The 17,757-nt window shown below is 33.5% G+C and carries 12 protein-coding genes; 4 read left to right on the top strand and 8 right to left on the bottom strand.

Annotated elements, in window-relative coordinates; translation table 11 throughout:
• Positions 1-18 precede the first annotated feature (18 nt).
• Both A6I66_RS10910 and gcvT read right to left on the bottom strand, forming a co-directional pair.
• On the bottom strand, positions 19-933 hold the full coding sequence (locus tag A6I66_RS10910; protein ID WP_067149165.1) for a glutaminase: 915 nt from the start codon (positions 931-933) through the stop codon (positions 19-21).
• Positions 934-935: 2 nt separating this feature from the next.
• The gene (gene gcvT / locus A6I66_RS10915; protein WP_067149168.1) at positions 936-2,015 is read right to left on the bottom strand and encodes a glycine cleavage system aminomethyltransferase GcvT; all 1,080 of its coding nucleotides are present in this window, start codon (positions 2,013-2,015) and stop codon (positions 936-938) included.
• Positions 2,016-2,322: 307 nt separating this feature from the next.
• Between gcvT and A6I66_RS10920 the strand changes: the two genes are divergently transcribed.
• From A6I66_RS10920 to A6I66_RS10930, 3 genes are all read left to right on the top strand, one after another.
• Positions 2,323-4,059: a hybrid sensor histidine kinase/response regulator gene (locus A6I66_RS10920; protein WP_067149171.1), complete on the top strand. Its 1,737-nt coding sequence runs from the start codon at positions 2,323-2,325 to the stop codon at positions 4,057-4,059.
• A 229-nt stretch (positions 4,060-4,288) separates the two neighbouring features.
• Positions 4,289-5,701 (top strand): carbohydrate porin, encoded by a 1,413-nt coding sequence (locus A6I66_RS10925; protein WP_067149419.1) that lies wholly within the window; start codon positions 4,289-4,291, stop codon positions 5,699-5,701.
• 184 nt (positions 5,702-5,885) lie between these two features.
• Positions 5,886-6,434 (top strand): HNH endonuclease, encoded by a 549-nt coding sequence (locus A6I66_RS10930; protein WP_067149174.1) that lies wholly within the window; start codon positions 5,886-5,888, stop codon positions 6,432-6,434.
• Positions 6,435-6,599: 165 nt separating this feature from the next.
• Here the strand turns inward: A6I66_RS10930 and thrC are convergent, their stop codons facing one another.
• The 3 genes from thrC to thrA form a co-directional block, all read right to left on the bottom strand.
• Positions 6,600-7,895 (bottom strand): threonine synthase, encoded by a 1,296-nt coding sequence (thrC, locus tag A6I66_RS10935; RefSeq protein ID WP_067149177.1) that lies wholly within the window; start codon positions 7,893-7,895, stop codon positions 6,600-6,602.
• A 105-nt stretch (positions 7,896-8,000) separates the two neighbouring features.
• Entirely contained in the window at positions 8,001-8,924 is a 924-nt protein-coding gene (locus A6I66_RS10940; protein WP_067149421.1) for a homoserine kinase, read from the bottom strand.
• A gap of 66 nt (positions 8,925-8,990) precedes the next feature.
• Entirely contained in the window at positions 8,991-11,435 is a 2,445-nt protein-coding gene (gene thrA, locus A6I66_RS10945; protein ID WP_067149181.1) for a bifunctional aspartate kinase/homoserine dehydrogenase I, read from the bottom strand.
• 344 nt (positions 11,436-11,779) lie between these two features.
• Here thrA and A6I66_RS10950 point away from each other — a divergent pair, with 344 nt between their 5' ends.
• Complete coding sequence (locus tag A6I66_RS10950) at positions 11,780-13,372, top strand: bifunctional ADP-dependent NAD(P)H-hydrate dehydratase/NAD(P)H-hydrate epimerase (protein ID WP_067149184.1); 1,593 nt, start codon at positions 11,780-11,782, stop codon at positions 13,370-13,372.
• A 106-nt stretch (positions 13,373-13,478) separates the two neighbouring features.
• On the opposite strand, the gene A6I66_RS10955 is transcribed toward A6I66_RS10950, so the two are convergent.
• From A6I66_RS10955 to A6I66_RS10965, 3 genes are all read right to left on the bottom strand, one after another.
• Positions 13,479-14,852: a redoxin family protein gene (locus A6I66_RS10955; RefSeq protein ID WP_067149187.1), complete on the bottom strand. Its 1,374-nt coding sequence runs from the start codon at positions 14,850-14,852 to the stop codon at positions 13,479-13,481.
• 209 nt (positions 14,853-15,061) lie between these two features.
• Positions 15,062-16,672, bottom strand: a complete 1,611-nt coding sequence (locus A6I66_RS17060) for a polysaccharide lyase family 7 protein (protein WP_084399630.1) — start codon at positions 16,670-16,672, stop codon at positions 15,062-15,064.
• A gap of 228 nt (positions 16,673-16,900) precedes the next feature.
• Positions 16,901-17,755: a substrate-binding domain-containing protein gene (locus A6I66_RS10965; protein WP_067149193.1), complete on the bottom strand. Its 855-nt coding sequence runs from the start codon at positions 17,753-17,755 to the stop codon at positions 16,901-16,903.
• Positions 17,756-17,757 lie beyond the last annotated feature (2 nt).

Below are 17,757 nucleotides of genomic sequence, written 5' to 3' on the forward strand. Positions count from 1 at the left end.
AGGGCACTTTGGAGCAACCTAAAATATAGATAATTTTGCTTTTGTAGTAAACTGCTCTAAAGCATGCATACCTAATTTTGAGTTGCCTTTTTTGTTTAATCCGGGAGACCAAACACTCACAATAAATTGATCGGGTAGTAAGGCTACGATGCCTCCGCCAACACCACTTTTTCCTGGTAAACCCACCTCAAAAGCAAATTCTCCAGCTTCATCATAAAACCCACAAGTTAACATTAATGCATTAATACGTTTAACTTGCTGGTTGCTAATATGTTGTTTTTGCTGCATACAACTGCCTTTATTTGCAAATAAATAAAAGGCTTTTGACAGCTGACTACAAGTCATTTCGATAGCGCATTGATGAAAATAGAAATCTAGAACAGCATCTACTGGGTTTTCTAAATTATTAAACGATTTCAAAAGGTTTGCCGAGGCGTAATTTTTAAAACCAGTAATCTTTTCAGAATAGGCAACCTCCTCATTATAATTGATAGAAGAATCACCAGCGAGCTCTCGTACATAATTTAAAAAATCTGCTTTCGGATTTTTTAAGTTAGAAAGCAAAATATCGGCTATTACAATAGCTCCAGAATTTATAAACGGATTTCTAGGAATACCGTTTTCGATCTCTAATAAAGCCAAAAAGTTATACGGATTTCCGCTAGGTTCAACATCGACACGTTTCCAAATAGCATCACCTATTAAGGCCATGGCTTTAGATAAGGCAAAAACTTTAGAGATACTCTGAATTGAAAACAATTTGTCGAAATCGCCAACACCATAATTTTCACCTTCGGAAGTCCGTAAATGAATTCCAAAAGCTTCAGGATCTACATGAGCTAATTCCGGGATATAAGATGCTACAACACCTTTATCCTTAACTGCTCTAGCATCTTGATATATACTATTTAAAATGGCTTGAAAATCAACCATTATTATTTATAAAATGGCAATTTAACAACTGTTGCAGGCACTGCATTTTTTCTAATCTGAACACTAATTTTACTATCGACACCTGCTAATTCCGTAGGAACATACCCTAAACCGATACCTTTTCCTAAACTTGGTGACATAGTTCCCGAAGTTACCTTACCAATTACAGATCCTTCTGAATCCACAATATCATAACCATGACGTGGAATACCTCTTTCATCCAATTCAAAAGCAATAAGTTTTCTTTTAGGACCCTGTTCTTTTTCGGCTTTTAAGGCTTCAGAATTTGTAAAATCTTTAGTGAATTTTGTAATCCAACCTAATCCAGCTTCAATAGGAGAGGTGGTATCGTCAATATCATTGCCATATAAACAATAACCCATTTCTAAACGCAACGTATCACGCGCTGCTAAACCAATAGGTTTAATGCCATAATCTGCTCCAGCCTCAAATACTTTATCCCAAACTTGCTTAACTTCACTGTTTTTACAGTAGATCTCAAATCCGCCACTACCAGTATATCCTGTTGCCGAAATGATAACATTCTCAATACCAGCAAAATCACCAACAACAAAATTGTAAAATTTAATAGCTGCTAAATCATGACTTGTAATACTTTGCATAGCTTCAATAGCTTTTGGTCCTTGTATGGCTAACAAAGAGTAGTCGTCACTTAAATTACGCATATTGGCTCCAACATCATTTTTAGATTGAATCCAATCCCAATCTTTATCAATATTACTTGCATTTACTACTAACAAGTAAGTTTCATCTTTAATTTTATATATGATTAAATCATCTACAATACCACCATCATCGTTAGGCAAACAGCTATACTGTGCTTTTCCTATCGTTAATTTTGAAGCATCATTACTAGATACTTTTTGTATTAAATCTAATGCATTTTCACCTTCAATAAGAAATTCACCCATATGAGAGACATCAAAAACACCAACACCTTTTCTAACGGTTTCGTGTTCTATATTTACCCCTTCATATTGTACGGGCATGTTATATCCTGCAAAAGGAACCATTTTAGCTCCAAGGGATGTATGAGTTTCTGTTAAGGCTGTATTTTTCATTGTTTTAGTTTTATATGCAGCACAAAAGTATAGAAATTAATCTGGTTTAAAGATTGAATGAATTGTTAAATAGCGTTAAATAAAGGCGTAAAAAGGGATTATAAAAAATGAATTTCAAATATGAATTGAATCAAAAGCATGTCCATTATTTATTTATAATATATCCGTTGTTTAGCTTTTTCATAAGATTTTAAGAGGTTTATTTGTTTTAATGAAATTATCCTTTAAAATTTTTAACAAAAAGAAAAGTCCATTATGAATCAATAAAATATAATAATTATTACATTTGATTTCTCTTAAACTCTCAATGACACAGCCACTTAGAACCCTTAACTTTAAAGAACTTTTACAGAAAACTTCATTTAGATTAGCAATGAATGTTTATATCGCTGCTATTCTATTTAATTTATATTATGCTTATTTGAGTTATAAAAATGGCTATATCGAGTCTTTCATACTCATGCTGTTACCACTTTTAGGATTTTCATTAAGTATATATGCTTTTGTAGTTAAGCGTAATTACCTTTTCGGACCTTACTTCGTTTTTGTTTGTTTAGGCTCTGCAACTTTAGGATTGACCTACTTGGAGGGAATTATGGCTGGTTATTATTGGTTTCAATTCGGACTCCTTTTTTCATTGCCTTATGTTATTCGAAGGGAGGTTTATTTTAAAAAACACACCAGTACATTGTACGCCATAATTTTGGCTTTTATACTGCTTACCTTTTTAGTTTCACCAATGTATTCGGAGTATTACAAAGACTTAACTGAGGAGCAAATTCATTATCGTTTTATGTTAAATTCGGCTGTAAATTTTGGTGTGATGATGGTGTTTTCACTGCAAGCACTGAGTTATAATAAATCGGTTATAAATAAAATATCATTCGATAAAATCAATGCTGAAAGCGAAAAAGACAGACGAACCCGAGTGCTATCTAATTTAGGACACGAATTGCGAACACAAATAAACAGTATTAATGGTGTTACAAAACTTATTCTAGATAATGAATCGGAAGAGGTTAAAAACAAGCGTTATTTTGAAATTTTAGATCATTGTAATAACAATATGCTATTGTTGGTTAACGACATGTTAGACATGCATAAAATTGAATCAGGGCTATTTGAATTATCCTATGAACCCAAAGTATTATTTGATTTCCTATCCAAAATCACCGTTCCTTTTATTAATAAAGCCGAAGAAAAAAATTTAGAGTTACATTCCTATATCGATCCTAAATTGAAAGATTTAGTTGTTAATATTGATGAAAAAAGGTTAGCACAGGTTATTTACAATCTTATTTCTAATGCTATAAAGTTTACAGAACAAGGTAGCATTACCTTTTCTGCTCAAATAAATAATACCGAGGAAGATAAGGTAAGTATACAGTTTATGGTGCAAGATACAGGTATGGGAATTGCACCGAAAAATTTAAAAAAGGTATTTGAGAGTTTTCATCAAATTAAAAATGAAAAGAATCCGGTTTATGGTGGTACTGGTTTAGGATTGTCAATTTCTCAATCCATAATTAAAGCCATGGGCTCTGAGATACAAATAGAGAGTGTTTTAAAGAAAGGAACTCGTTTTCAATTTCCATTAAATTTAGAGCGCGGTATTTTAACTTCTAAAACTTCAAAATTTGAAGATGCTTTTAATGATGACTTTTTATTAAAACTAAATGTTCTATTGGTTGAGGACAACATGGTAAGTATGATGTATGCCAAAAAGCTACTAGAAAAACATGTTTTAAAAATTCATGAAGCCAACAACGGTATTGAAGCCATTGAATCTATTAAAGAGCATAAAAAAATAAATTTAGTGCTGTTGGATCTTGAAATGCCTAAAATGAATGGTTTTAAAGCTATTAAACATATTAAAAAGCTGCGACCTAATATTAATGTTGTTGCCTTTACAGCTAATATTCCGAGTACAGAGTTTATTTCCAAATTAGATAGCCTAGGTTTTGATGATATTCTTTCTAAGCCATTTAGTAAACAAGACTTATTTGAAATTTTAAAAAATTACTCGAAAGAAGCGGTTTCTTAAAAATCCATACATCATATTGATTATTAAATCATTGGAGTAATGTATTTAATAAGATATTCGAAGAATACTTTAAACAAATTCCGCTACTATTGTAAGAGATTTATTAAAAAAACACATTGTTAATCAGTAAGTTTCCTTGTATATTTGTTAGAAACCAACCTAATAAATGAGCAAAAAACTACCCTCAGCAAGAAGAAAAAACAATTGTTTTTTTGGAAGTTCATTTTTAATGTTCCTTTTTTTTATCTCCAGTTTTAATGGTTTTTCTCAAATTAATTATGAGTATGCCAAAAGTAAGAATCTAAATATTGGATCTTATGGTCGGGTAGGTGTAGGTTGGTCCTTCGATAATGGTGGCGCTGTGGGACGCAAATTAAACCTTAACAATATGGGAAGTATCGGAGGTCGATTGGAAGAACAAGATTATTTAGAATTAGCCCCAAATTTAACCTTCAACCCTCAAAAAGGAGACTCTACAGAAATACATGTTCAAATACGTTTAGCAGTTTATTCTACAAGCTTAACTACCATTGGAAACTCAACCACTAGTAGTGTTGGGGGCTTAACTTTTGCCATGCCAGAAATTTATGCCGAAGCTAGAAATATTAGAGGCTCTGGGCTAAATATTTGGATTGGTTCTCGGTTTTATCGTGGTCCTGATGCCCATATTGCCGATCACTTTTATTTTAATGATCACTCCGGACAAGGGGTTGGTGTAGAATATAAGAAGAGTCGATTATCAACTATTTTTGTCGCTTCCGTAGATACTACTTCAATCTTACCACCATATTTTTATCTCAATTTTAAAACGGGTACGCCAAGCGCAGCATTAAGACAACGCACCGTGTTTGTTGGTGAACACGATTTTGATATCGATGAAAACAATAGTATTACGGCCCTAGCAGAATATCATCACATGGAAGAAGGTGAGGACCACACCATTCCTGAAGATGCTAATCCTGATGTTTCAGATGCCGAAAACTTCCCAACCGATTATGGATATGTTTTAGGGGTTCGATATCACCGTAACTTAAAAAAATTGATGCCAGGTTCATTTAATGATTTTACATTAAGGTACGGCGGCGGTATTGCTAATGGCGGTGATGGCGGTTTATCTAAAACCTGGCTTACTTTTGGGGCTCCTGATGAAAATACATTACGGTACAAAAACGCCTATTCGGTGGCTCTAGTAAACCATTCAGTATTTAATTTTTCCGATAATTACACTTTAAATGCTTATGTCATTTATACAAATAGCAAAGGTGGTGCTGCATCCAATAATCTTGCACCAACCTATTTTGAGCAGGAGGTTTATAATAAAAAGATCGACTTTACCGTAGGAACACGACACCAATTCTATTTAAAAGATTATTTTCTTTTATTAGCCGAATTGCATTATTCACAGCGTAAAGACGGTACTAATCCTTATGCAAGCATGACTAAGTTAAGTTTTGCACCTGTTTTAGTACCTACAGGACAACGCGACTTCTGGGCGAGACCACATTTACGTTTTGTAGCTTCTCTAGCTTACTATAACGATTTTGCAAAGGAGACGTTGTACTCACCTTATTTACAATTTGCAGGAGAAAAGCAATGGGGGTATTATTTCGGATTTAAAGCAGAATGGTGGCTTTGGAAATAACTTTTTGAACTAGAATCTTAACATATTGACTCCTAAAGCATTTCATTTTTTTGAGGTGAAAATTTTTACAATTTTTTTGAAAAACGAAATTTCACTTATCTCTTTTGAAATTTTTATAGTCAAACTAGTGAAAATTAGAGGTTTAACCCAATAGTTTTAGTATTTTTGATAAAATTGCAGAAAAATGATTAGAAACTACTGGAAAGAAGCATGGAAAGAGATTGTGTTTGACGATAAAATCTCTGATCAAGAGAAATACAAGATTTCCAATTACGGTCGAATTTTGAACTGTAAAGGAGATGAAGATATCGAGCAAAAGAAATCACTAGTTAATGGTTATGAAGCTATACGTTTAAAATTGAAGGAAAAAAGGAAATGGACCAGTAGATATGTTCATAAACTTGTAGCAGAACATTTCCTTGAACAGAATGATGGTATTTATGTGATCCATTTAAATTATGACAAAACAGACAATCATGTTGACAATTTAAGATGGGCAACCAAAAGAGAAAAAGAAACGCATCAATTCAGTAATCCGGAATATAAAAATAAACCTAGGAAAAGAACTTACTCAAAACTGACAGAAACCAGAGTGCGGTTAATTAAACGCAAAATAAATGATCCTAATAGAAGAACGCGATTGAAAATGATTGCCAAACAATTTGGAATCTCTGAAATGCAACTTTACCGTATAAAATCAGGAGAAAATTGGGGGTCGGTAACTGAATATTGAAAATTAAGCTATTAAAAAAAGACTGTCTTAAAAGTTGAATTTACGTCAATCTGAATTTATTTCAGATTCTCATAATAATTGAATTCCAATATCATGAGATTCTGTGTCAAGCACAGAATGACGATTGATTAAACCATTAACACAGCCTTTTTATTTTATATACTGTTATCTCTTTAAAAGAAACGTTTTTAAGTCTTCGTAACTAGAAATTAAAGAAGCTTCTTTCTCTTTACCCATTACGGCTTGGATCTGCTCAGGTAAAGGCTGTTCTTCTTTAATAACATCTTCTACAACATCCAAGAATTTTGTTGGGTGAGCCGTTTCTAGAAATACACAATGCGCTTCAGGATTGTTTTTTAAATGTGATTTACAACCTAAATACCCCACAGCGCCATGCGGATCGGCTACATAGTTGTAGTTATTATAAATTTCTAACATAGCTTCTCTAGTTTCATCATCTGAAAAACTATAAGAAGACACATTGTTTTTTAAACTTTCGAAGTTATTTTTATATATTTCCTGAATACGAATAAAGTTACTTGGTGCCCCCACATCCATAGCATTACTAATGGTTTGCACTGAAGGTTTTGGCTCGTATAATTCAGATTCCAAATAACGAGTTACCACATTATTTTCATTGTTTGAGGCTACAAAATGTTTAATTGGTAAACCTAGTTGTTGCGCCATCATGCCAGCACATACATTTCCGAAGTTTCCACTAGGTACAGAAAATACAATATCCTCATACTTGTTATGTAATTGCTTGTAAGCAAACATAAAATAGAATAATTGTGGCAACCAACGTGCAACGTTTATAGAATTTGCAGAAGTTAACTGCATTTTACTCGTTAAACTTTCATCTAAAAAAGCTTCTTTAACCATAGCCTGACAGTCGTCAAAAGTACCGTTAACTTCTAAAGCTTTGATATTCTGACCAAGCGTGGTAAGTTGTTTTTCCTGTATGTCACTCACTTTTCCGCTAGGGTATAAGATCACTACATTAACCCCTTTTACTCCAAGGAAACCGTTGGCTACAGCACCTCCAGTATCTCCAGAAGTCGCAACCAAAACAGTAACTTCATTGCTGTTATCCTTGTTAAAATAACCTAAACAACGTGCCATAAAGCGTGCTCCCACATCTTTAAATGCCATGGTTGGTCCGTGAAACAATTCTAGAGTTGAAATGTTTTCATTCAGCTTAACAACAGGAAAATCGAAAGATAAGGTCTCTTCAACAATAGTTTTTAAGACATCCTTAGGAATTTCTGGTGAAACAAATTGTTTAATCGCTTCAAAAGCAATTTCTGTATTTGATAAATTATCAATATTTTCAAAAAACGATTTTGGTAATGGCGTAATGCTTTCAGGAAAATATAAGCCTTTATCTGGAGCCAAACCTTTTACAACAGCATTTTCAAAAGTTGTATTCGGGGCTTTATGGTTTAGTGAGTAATAGTTCATTGTTTGTCATTCCTGCGAAGGCAGGAATCTGTTTATTAATTATTAGTAATCTTTATGCTGTAATTTCTCAGTATTTTTAGAAATTGCAGTATAGCTATTTTAACCTTAATATATGGCTTTCACACCCTTAGTATTTATCTTCGAAACGTGAACTTCAAAAGCAATATCTGTTTTTGCGTACACATTTTCCATCGCTTCTTTAACTTTATTAGCCGTTTCCAAACCTTTATTTAAGGTAAAAATTGAAGGACCAGAACCTGAAATACCGCAACCCAATGCACCAGCTTTTAAAACTTCTGCTTTTACCTCGCTAAAATGCGGAATTAACTGACTTCTATGAGGCTCGACAATTACATCGTGGAGCGCATCTTGAATCAAATCGTAATTGCTTGTGTGTAATGCATGTACCAAACTTCCAACATTTGCCCATTGTGTAATGGCATCAGATAAAGCCACTTCTTTTGGTAAAATGGCTCTAGATTCAGAAGTTTTAATTTCTATCTGCGGATGAATAATCGTCGCATAAAGATCATCCGGTGTTGGAATCTCTAGAATTTGTAAAGGCGATACACTTTTAACTAATGTAAAACCACCAAAAAGGGCAGGGGCTAAGTTATCGGCATGCTCACATTTACTAGCTAAAGCTTCTCCTTTAATAGCAAACTCCGTAAGCTCTGTTTTATTAAATGGTCTTCCAAGAAGCTCATTCATACCAAAAACACTCCCCACGGCACTTGCCGCACTGCTTCCAATACCACTTCCTGGTTTTATGTTTTTGTATATTTCAATTTCAAAACCATAATTAATACATAAGGTATTATACATCGCTAAAGCGGATACACCTGCTACGTTTAATTCGGCTTCTTTAGGTAAATCAAAACCTTCTATATGGGTAATATGAATGCCTTTTTTCTCAACCTTTCTTATCACCATTTCGTCGCCAACGCTGTCTAAGCAAAAGCCCAATACATCAAACCCACAAGCCACATTAGCAACCGTTGCCGGCGAAAATATTTTTATTTCGTTCATACTGTCTAGCAAATAACCCTCTGGGGCGCTAGAACAAAAACAAGAATCTTTTTTATGTAACATGATTTAGTCGTTTGCAATTCTAATTATATCGGCAAATAATCCTGAGGCCGTTACGTCGGCTCCAGCACCAGCTCCTTTAATAATCATAGGGTTTTTAGGGTAACGTTGCGTGTAGAACATCACAATATTATCACTTCCCTCTAAGTTATAAAAAGGATGCCCTTCTGGGATTTCTTGTAAACTTACACTTGCTTTTCCTTGATCGAATTTTGCTACGTATTTTAACTGACAATTATTCGCTTTCGCGGAAGCATATAAACTCTGGTAATGTGCTTCATCAGCAATTAAAGTTTCATAGAAATCATCAACCGTATCACTTTTTAATCCAGCTTCAGATAAAAATGATTTGTTTTCGATGTCATCTAAATTCATCTCAACACCACTTTCTCTAGCAAGTATTAAGATTTTACGAGCTACATCAACACCACTTAAATCAATTCTAGGATCTGGTTCGGTATAGCCTTCAGCTCCAGCTTGCTTAACCACATCATAGAATTTCGTTTGATCATTAAAATTATTAAATACAAAATTCAAACTTCCCGATAAAACGGCCTGAATAGAATGTATTTTATCTCCTGAAGCTACCAAATTATTTAGGGTATCAATAATTGGTAATCCAGCACCCACATTGGTTTCAAACAATAATGGTGCATTATATTTTAGAGATAAACGTTTTAGTAATTTATAGTTTTCAAAATCACTAGAACAAGCAATTTTATTACAAGCAACCACACCAATACTTTCTCTTAAATACTGAGCATAAAGGTCGGCTACATTTTTATTCGCAGTCACATCAACAAAAATACTGTTGCGTAAATTCAAACTTTTAGTTTTTTCAAAGAAACCTTGTAAAGTTGCAGCTTCACCTTCTTCTAATTGTGCTTTCCAGTCGGTTAAATCGATACCTTCTTCAGCAAAAATCATTTTTCTAGAGTTCGATAAACCAACAACACGCATTTTTATTTTTAAGTTGTCTTTAAGGAATTTCTTTTGCTGATGAATTTGCTCTACCAAACGCTCTCCAACATTTCCAACACCTGTAATAAACACATTAAGTTGCTTTGTTTTAGACTCGAAAAACTGTTCATGAAGCGTATTTAATGCCTTTTTAACATCTTTTTCAGCAATAACAGCCGTGATATTTTTTTCTGAAGCCCCTTGAGCAATAGCTCTAACGTTCACGTTATTTTTTCCTAAGCTGCTAAACATTTTACCACTAATGCCTTGGTGATTTTTCATATTATCCCCCACAAGAGCGATAATAGATAAACCAGTTTCTATAATGATAGGTTCAATTTTGTTTAGAGCGATTTCATTTTCAAAAACGGCATCAATAGCTACTTTGGCATTTTCAGCATCTTTCTCTTCAATTCCTAAACAAATAGAATGTTCAGAAGAAGCCTGAGTAATCATGATGATATTAATTTTTTCCTGTGATAAGGTTTCAAACAAACGTTTTGAAAAACCAGGAATACCAACCATACCGCTACCTTCTAAAGTAAGTAAGGCGATGTTGCTAATATTACTAATCCCTTTTACCGGTTTTGTTGAAGTTACTTCATCATTAGAGATAATAGTTCCTGCTGCTTCAGGTTCTAAAGTGTTTTTAATATGAATTGGAATACTTAAACTCAATACAGGTTGCACCGTTGGCGGATATAAAACCTTAGCTCCAAAATGTGATAATTCCATGGCTTCTTGATATGAAATTTTATCGATAGGGTAGGCCTGTTTTACCAATTTAGGATTGGTCGTGTACATACCACTCACGTCTGTCCAAATTTCTAACTGCTCTACTTGTAATGCCGCCGCAACAATAGCAGCAGTAAAATCAGATCCACCACGACCTAAAGTTGTTATTTCTCCTGTTTTAGATTTCGAAATAAAACCAGGTAAAATGGTAACTGTTTTGGAATCAGATTTGAAGTAATCTTGAATATTTTTGTTTGTAGCCTTATAATCTACTTCAGCTTTTGTGAAGTTTGAATTGGTTACAATAAGTTCTTGTGAATTCTTTCTTTCAGCTGAAATACCACGGTTTCTCATCGTTTCAGCAATAATGTAAGATGACAATAGTTCCCCGTAACTTACCAGCTTGTCTGATGTTTTTGGAGATAATTCATTAATCAAGAAAATACCTTCTAATAAACTTTTTAAACCGTTAAGTTTTTCTTCAACCTCGTTTAAAATAGATGCACTGTTTTCAGGATTTAGCGTTTTAACAATATCGATATGTTTTTCTTTGATATCATTAAAAGTATTTAAAAATACCTGTTCTTTATTTTGTGCTTGCTTTCCAGCTAAAAGTAATTTGTCGGTTATACCTCCAACGGCTGAAACTACACATATTACCGTGTCACTTTTACCGTAGTTTTCTAATATACTTATAACTTTATTTATGTTTTTTGAAGAACCTACAGAAGTTCCCCCAAATTTTAAAACCTTCATTTTTTAATGAATTGATAATTAAAAATAATAATTGAAATGATGTGATTTTTTAAATCACAAATAATGCCCGAAGAATATGTAATTAGCAACCCCAAAGGGTTGTAATGTTTGTAGTTGTACCAAAAATAGTCATGTTTCCTTTGTTTGAAAGGAAATTAATGCCGTTAATATTTTGGTTGAAATGATTCATTATAATTACATAGTGCATTTCAAAAGTATTATTTTTAACCTTATAAAAAAACTTTAAGAACTTTTTTACAGTATTCTTATATAGATTGGTTTTTCGTAGAAAAAAGTTGAGAAACCTTTGTGAGAACTGAAAAATCCACAATAATAAATCACAGATGAAAATATATTCTAAAGAACAAATTTACGAAGGAGACAAATTAACGGTTGAAAGACAAAAAATAAGTTCGGTTGAACTCATGGAGCGTGCGGGCGTACAAATTTTCAATTGGATGCATTTACGTATGCAAGGGGCACCGGTGCCTATACATGTTTTTTGCGGTATAGGTAATAATGGGGGCGACGGATTGGTTTTAGCACGTCATTTGGTTTTACACGGCTACCATGTAAAAACCTATATTGTAGGTTATAGTAACAAGCGTTCCGATGATTTTTTAGCGCACTATGAAAGACTTAAAGGCGTTACAAAATCCTGGCCAGAACCTATTGATGACAGTGATGATTTTCCTGAAATTAATGAAAAAGACATTATTGTTGACGCTATTTTTGGAATTGGATTAAATCGTCCGGTTACCGATTGGGTTAAAGAATTGTTCGTTTATTTTAGAAAAACAAAAGCTTTTACTTTGTCTATTGATGTGCCTTCCGGACTTTTTGTAGATAAACCTGTAGCCGATGAAAATGATGTAGTTTGGGCTGGGTTTACCTTAAGCTTTGCTACTCCTAAATTGGTCTTCTTTTTACCAGAAACCGCTAAATATACCGAGCAGTGGGAAGTATTGGATATCGGACTAGATCCAGACTATTTGCTAACCACAGAAACTGAAGCCGAATTAATTAGCAAGGTTGAAGTGATCCCAAACTACATCCCAAGGGAAAAATTTTCCCATAAAGGTGATTTTGGACATGCTTTAGTAATTGGTGGAAGTTATGGTAAAATTGGTGCAGTCACCTTAACGAGTAAAGCCACTTTAACGACTGGAGCCGGGTTGGTGACAGCCTACACACCTAAATGCGGATATATCCCTTTACAAGCCTCGTTTCCTGAAGCCATGGTGATTACAGATGGTGATGAAGAAAAAATTAGTGATATTCAGTTTGATATCAATCCCACCGTGATTGGTTTAGGCATAGGATTGGGAACCCACGATGATACTATAAAGGCTGTAGAAGCTTATCTAAAAACCAATAAAAAACCATTAGTGATTGATGCCGATGGCATAAATATATTAGCGAAGAAAAAAACATTATTAAAATTACTTCCTGAAAACAGTATTTTAACACCACACCCCAAAGAGTTAGAACGTTTAATTGGTACATGGACGGATGATTTCGATAAGCTTAGTAAGGTAAAAGCATTTACAAAAAAATACAAACTGATTGTCATTATAAAAGGCGCCTTTAGCATCACTGTTTTTAATGATAAGCTTTATGTAAATACCACAGGAAATCCTGGCTTAGCTACAGCAGGTAGTGGGGATGTGCTAACAGGCATTGTTCTAGGGTTATTATCGCAAGGATACCACCCAACTTCTGCGGCCATTTTTGGAACTTACTTACATGGAAAATCAGCAGATCTTGCTGTTTTACAATGCGGATTTGAGAGTTTAACCGCTAGCCATGTTATAGCGTATATAGGAGATGCTTTTATAGATTTATTTAAACAACCAGAACAACCTGTTAACCCAACGCCTACAGAAAAGGAAGAAGCAGGTACACCAAAACAGGTGAAAGTTAAGAAACGCCATTAAATTTCAAATAGACTTAGATACATTTTAATTGGTATCAATAAAAAAAGCCATTTTAAAGGATTATATCACTTTAAAATGGCTTTTTAGAGTATTAGAATGTTTCTAATTATATATTCAATGCGCTAAACATTTCAACCAATTTAGGATCTGAAGGTCTTGGTGCATTAGGATCAACAATGTTTCCAGCAGTGTCGATTAAAATAAATCGTGGAATACCTTGAATTTGATAATCTTGTACAAATTTAGATTTCCAGTCATTATCAGCTAATAACTGTACACCTTGTAAATTTTCAGTTTCAATCATTTTTTTCCATTTATCACGATCTGAAACTTTATCTATTGAAAGACTAACAAATTCAATGTTTTTGTCATGGTATGTTTTTTCCAATTCCTTTAAGAAAGGTATTTCACGTTTACATGGTCCGCACCAAGTCGCCCAAACATCGATATAAACATACTTACCTTTTAAATCGTCTAATGAAGTTGTACCCCCTTTGTAGTTTTCATAATTTACAAATTTAGGAGAAGGCTTACCTTCAGCTACAGCTGTAAGTTTGTTGTACTTTTCAGTAATTACGGCTTTATTATCTTCATTTGTTGAGATACTCATAAACTCTTTATAAAACGTCTCAATATCCTTTGATCGTGCTAAAGACTGATTTGCAAAATCAAATAAGAAGGTGTTTTTAATAAGTTCTGATGGAATAGATTTTGCTGTTTTGAAAAATGCTTCCTCTTGAGATAATGAATCTTTAGCCATTAAATCAGTCATTTCTGTAACATAATGATCGGTTACAATTTTCTTATAACTAGGAGACCCTTTATAATCTGCTTCATTAGAATAGTCGAAACCATCAAACTCTTTTAAGAAATCATCTGAGGCTTTAAATTCTTGGTCTTTAGCAAAATATCTATGCGCTTTTTCATAAACATTTAAACCAGCTAAATAATTGTATTGAAGTTCCTTTTGTTCTGAAGTTTTGAAATTTTCAGAAATTCCAGGGGTATTAGTTAAAAGTGTCGATAATGAGTCCTTTATACTAAGCAGTTTACTTTTAAAATCAGCTTCATTTAAAGAATAAAAACTAGCGTTATCACCCATTAACAATGGTGTTTTTTCTCTTTTTTCTTTAAGGTAGTTATTTTCAGCAGCACCTTCACCAGAAATGGCTAAGGAATTTTTAAAATCGGCTGCATCATAATTAATGTTTAAATTATAACCAGAATCTAGGTATAAAAAAACAGGGTTTTTAGAATCATATAAAACGTAAGAACCTTTTTCAACAGTTAATGTGTCAGTAAAAGTTCCATCGGCAGCAACCTCTATAACTTCAGTAAATGAACGGTCTTGGGTGTTTATTGATAACTCTGCAGGTAATTTATTTGTTATTTTCCCAGAAATCACAATATAATCTGGCTTTGTTTCTGTTTTACAGCTGAAAGCAGATACTGCTAAAGCTAAAAGTAGGAGTTTTTTCATTGTTTTTATTGGTTTTGCCCAAATGTAATAATTTGAAATAGGCTTGTTACTATTTTAGATTTATATTAACATTTTGTTTTTATGGTTAGTACTGAATGACAAGCTATTATATTATAAACCATAATTTAATATCACTGCTAAGGTGATTTTAAAGCATAAAAAAAAGCAGATGAAAAATTCCATCTGCTTTTAAAAGTATGTTATTAACCTTATTTTTTAATAACGCGTTTGTTTACTGTATTATTTTTTCCTGAAAATTTGAAGATGTATAAACCAGATTTTAAGTTTGATATATCCATTGAATTTCCTGGAATAGCTTGTTTTGAAACTAATTTACCTACTAAGTTGTAAATTTCAACAGTTTCAAAATCTTTTGCATTAGCAATATTTATAACATTACTAGCAGGGTTAGGATAAATGGATAATGCATTGTTATTAGCATGTACATCACCAGTGCTTAATGTTGAACAACTTCCATTTTCTCCATAAATATGTACCTCGGCAATACTGGTCCAACCAGAATTCGCACTGTTTCCATGTCCGATAATTTTAACATAACGACCATTACTACCAGTTAAATCAAATTTTTGTTCATCATCAACCGTGTAACCTGTCGCATAACTATCTTGTGCAGTAATTACATTTGTATATGTAGCACCTTCATCATTTGAAACAGCAACATCAAATTTTGTAGTTCTAGCATCTGCTTTTAGGAAATGAATACCTATTTCGGTTAAGTCACGGTTACAACCTAAATCGAAAGTAATAGAAGCTTCACCTACTGAAGCATCAGCAGCCCAATAGAAATCTGCTGTTACAACATCATCAAAGGCATAAGGTGAACCTACATTATTTTTACCTGTTTCGGTACCTACACCTATTGCATCTAAAATAGTTATTTCATCTTCTGCTGGTGGAGTCGTTCCTGGAGCCGGAGGGTCTACACCACCTTCAGAACCACCATCAACAACACCATCATGAATCACACTAAAGTTATAAACTTCAACTTCACCGTAATTTAAGGCATTTGGATCGTAAGTTAGTCCAGCTTTATTAGCGTACTCTTCTTCTCTAGAAACATTAGATTGGGTATAATTTCCAACTTTAAAATAGGTTTGGTTATAGTTTAAATCCATGACATAATCAGTCCCATTGGCTATATCCTTAACTAAATACTGGGATGCAGTTCCAGCATCGTAACTTGCTTTTAGATTACCGTCTTCTGAATAATAACAATAATGTTTACCATCAATAACTTCAAAAATAACTTCGTGTTTTGTTCCTATTTGATAATTTGTTTTAATAGTAAAATCAGGTCTTAATTTGCCACCGTTAAATGACAAAAATAAGTGTTGACCTTCCAATCTTAACACCATAGCATCATCAATACCATCATCTTTGTTGCCATGAATTTGAGTAGCCACTAAATGATTTTTGTAAGTAGGTAAGTGGGTAATAGCTTGCTCGACATAAATAACATGTTGTCCAGCGGTTGTCCAATACACATCTAAACTCCCATCAGGTAGTCTTTCGCGAAGTTCTGATCGGATGTAATTAGAGTTGGCTGTAGAACCATTGCTTCCGTTAATTTCTACTCGAAAAACAATAGCATCTTTCGCTGTATTCAAAAAATAATAGTCTTGTTCGGGGTATTGACACAATGGTTTTTGTTCTGAACCATCAGGTTTTGTGATTTTCCACTGACTACAATTATTCATCAAATCAGCTGGAATTGTTTGGGCTGTTAACACTGGGTTAAAAGCAAAAAACATCATACAGATTGTAAACAATCGCATGATCTTAAGTAAATTTAGTTTCATTTGTTATAGTTTAGGGTTATTGGTTTGTCACGAAAACTGGTTTACCAATTTTCGTGAAGTAGCGAATTTATATAAAAGAAGCTAAATAGACAAACTAAATAAAATGAAACCCTACTAATCTAAATAAAACAGACAACGATATTGCTATTCGGAAGTACATTTGAAAACGATAAAATTTATTATCAAAGCCTTAAAAATGAGGTGAAATGGTATAAACTTAGAAGAAAATTACAAACTATGCGTTAAGGTCTCATAACCAACTATTTTAGAAATAATGCCTAATTTATGTAATTGCTCTTGAATTTCGGTGAGTGTTTTTTCATCAATTAATTCTTGAGACCATTCCGTAAGGTTTAACCAGTCTTGAACATCTTCCAATTGCAAATTATATCGGTTTGCAATGGTTTTGTCGATACTAGGAATACCTTTGAAGTCCGCAGTAGTATTATTAATAATTTCTAGAATGGTTTTGAGTTCATCAGAATGATTTTCAATAAAATCTTCTCTCGCAGCCACAACAAAGCAGGGCCAAGGGGTTGGACAATCGGAAATACGTCTAAAAACACCTTGATCTACAATAGGTTTGGTCATAAATTTTTCCCATAAAAAATAATCTGCCTTACTTTCAGTAAGACCTATTACAGCACCTTCAAGGTTATTTATGATTTCAAAATTTAAATCTTTGTCTAAGTTCCAATGATGATTTTCAGCATTAATATAGGCCATAAGATGTGAACCAGAACCGTATCGACTAATAGCAGCCTTAGTACCTTTAAGGTCTTCAACAACTTTAAAAGTAGAATCATTAGCCACATGAACGCCCCAAATTAATGGCGACTGCACAAAAGTTTGTACAATTTTACTAGGATTACCTGCTATAATATCCTTGACAATGCCTTCCGTTAAAATGACAGCCATATCTATATCACCAGCTCTTAATCCTTTACACATCGCACCAGTGCCATCGGGATAATCTTGCCATCGTAAATTGATATCCTCTGCTTTGTATTCACCATTTTTTATAGTCAGGTACCAAGCTAAGTTAAAATGTTCCGGAACGCCACCAATCTTTACTTTTTTCATAT

The organism is Pseudotamlana agarivorans, assembly GCF_001642835.1.
GTDB classification, from domain to species: Bacteria; Bacteroidota; Bacteroidia; order Flavobacteriales; family Flavobacteriaceae; genus Pseudotamlana; species Pseudotamlana agarivorans.

What these genes read in the sequence shown, in the direction of transcription:
- A6I66_RS17060 (WP_084399630.1), bottom strand. Translation starts at nt 16,672, where the DNA reads ATGAAACTAAATTTACTTAAGATCATGCGATTGTTTACAATCTGTATG.
- A6I66_RS10920 (WP_067149171.1), top strand. Translation starts at nt 2,323, where the DNA reads ATGACACAGCCACTTAGAACCCTTAACTTTAAAGAACTTTTACAGAAA.
- thrA (WP_067149181.1), bottom strand. Translation starts at nt 11,435, where the DNA reads ATGAAGGTTTTAAAATTTGGGGGAACTTCTGTAGGTTCTTCAAAAAAC.
- A6I66_RS10965 (WP_067149193.1), bottom strand. Translation starts at nt 17,755, where the DNA reads ATGAAAAAAGTAAAGATTGGTGGCGTTCCGGAACATTTTAACTTAGCT.
- A6I66_RS10910 (WP_067149165.1), bottom strand. Translation starts at nt 933, where the DNA reads ATGGTTGATTTTCAAGCCATTTTAAATAGTATATATCAAGATGCTAGA.
- A6I66_RS10925 (WP_067149419.1), top strand. Translation starts at nt 4,289, where the DNA reads ATGTTCCTTTTTTTTATCTCCAGTTTTAATGGTTTTTCTCAAATTAAT.
- A6I66_RS10950 (WP_067149184.1), top strand. Translation starts at nt 11,780, where the DNA reads ATGAAAATATATTCTAAAGAACAAATTTACGAAGGAGACAAATTAACG.
- A6I66_RS10930 (WP_067149174.1), top strand. Translation starts at nt 5,886, where the DNA reads ATGATTAGAAACTACTGGAAAGAAGCATGGAAAGAGATTGTGTTTGAC.
- thrC (WP_067149177.1), bottom strand. Translation starts at nt 7,895, where the DNA reads ATGAACTATTACTCACTAAACCATAAAGCCCCGAATACAACTTTTGAA.
- A6I66_RS10955 (WP_067149187.1), bottom strand. Translation starts at nt 14,852, where the DNA reads ATGAAAAAACTCCTACTTTTAGCTTTAGCAGTATCTGCTTTCAGCTGT.
- A6I66_RS10940 (WP_067149421.1), bottom strand. Translation starts at nt 8,924, where the DNA reads ATGAACGAAATAAAAATATTTTCGCCGGCAACGGTTGCTAATGTGGCT.
- gcvT (WP_067149168.1), bottom strand. Translation starts at nt 2,015, where the DNA reads ATGAAAAATACAGCCTTAACAGAAACTCATACATCCCTTGGAGCTAAA.